The sequence below is a fragment of the Marinilabilia salmonicolor genome (assembly GCF_003003035.1).
Classification (GTDB): domain Bacteria; phylum Bacteroidota; class Bacteroidia; order Bacteroidales; family Marinilabiliaceae; genus Marinilabilia; species Marinilabilia salmonicolor_A.
Map to the genome: position 1 here is coordinate 1 of NZ_PVTS01000057.1, position 1,121 is coordinate 1,121.

The 1,121-nt window shown below is 34.4% G+C and carries 1 protein-coding gene; it reads left to right on the forward strand.

Annotated elements, in window-relative coordinates; translation table 11 throughout:
• The first annotated feature begins 190 nt into the window (after positions 1 to 190).
• Entirely contained in the window at positions 191 to 652 is a 462-nt protein-coding gene (locus BY457_RS18865) for an energy transducer TonB (RefSeq protein WP_106154877.1), read from the forward strand.
• Positions 653 to 1,121: the final 469 nt, after the last annotated feature.

Genomic DNA, 1,121 nt, shown 5'->3' on the forward strand with positions numbered 1-1,121 from the left:
CGTTGCTGGCAACTTAACAAAAACCTCATAGCCAACTAAAAACAATGAATAACAGTATAAATTGGATTTTCACGCAATTGATGGACTACGAATAAAAGAAGAGATAAATTGAGCGGGTTGATATAAAGCCATTTGCAACGGTATTATTAGCTTGAATATTAGTCCTAATAAGAGAATAAAATAATTTACTATGAACTATCTGAGAATTTGTATTCTAATAATTGCACTTGAATATTCAGTAGGAATCTATTGTCAGAAAGATTCAACCTATTGTGATTGTCGACCTGATTCAATAGATGCTTTTATATCGTATGAAGAGTTACCCTCATTTCCAGGCGGCTCAGAAGCGATATTGAAATACATTAAAGAAAGCATAAAATATCCTGAAAAAGCATTAGGTAATTTACTCGAAGACAGAGTATACGTAAGAATTTGTATCTCGGAAACTGGAAAAGTTGAAAATGTTGAGATAGCAAAAGGGAAATATGAAATATTAAATAAAGAAGCATTAAGAGTAGTTTCTCAAATGCCTGATTGGAAACCAGCTATTTTAAGAGGAAAAAGTGTTTGCTGTCCATATACATTAGCTGTAAATTTTGAAATAGATAGAATTACCAAAAGAAAAATACGACGGGAAAGGAGAACAAAATGAAAACCAGAGAGTAATTAATGGATTGAAAACCGCGTTTTGTCACTGATAAATTCGCAAAAATAGACACAGCCCAAATGAATGATAACGAAATAATTCACGCGGGAAATTGTGCAGGTTGATAAATGCTCAAGCGCAACGGAATGACAATTCCGGATTACAAATGAAAATTATGAGATAATTAACGGATTGAGAGACGATCTTGCCAGAAAATTTCTATTTTTAAGAAATATAATTCAAATAGCGAATTGAAAATCAATAAAAACCCAAAAACCCATACTACATGAAATAACTTTCCGATTGAAATCCCCAACGGACTAAAATAATAAGCAGCCAGCAACAAAGCTATATACGCCAGCCGTGGCATCCACAGCATATTGAGGGTTTTGTATTACCCAAAACCTTGCTTTCAAGCTGATAAATCCACAGCTGGTCTGAAAGCCACGCCCAGGCGCATATAGCCGGGACGTTG

Bases quoted from the DNA above. Each gene is read 5' to 3' on its own strand.
- BY457_RS18865 (WP_106154877.1), top strand. From the start codon at position 191: ATGAACTATCTGAGAATTTGTATTCTAATAATTGCACTTGAATATTCA.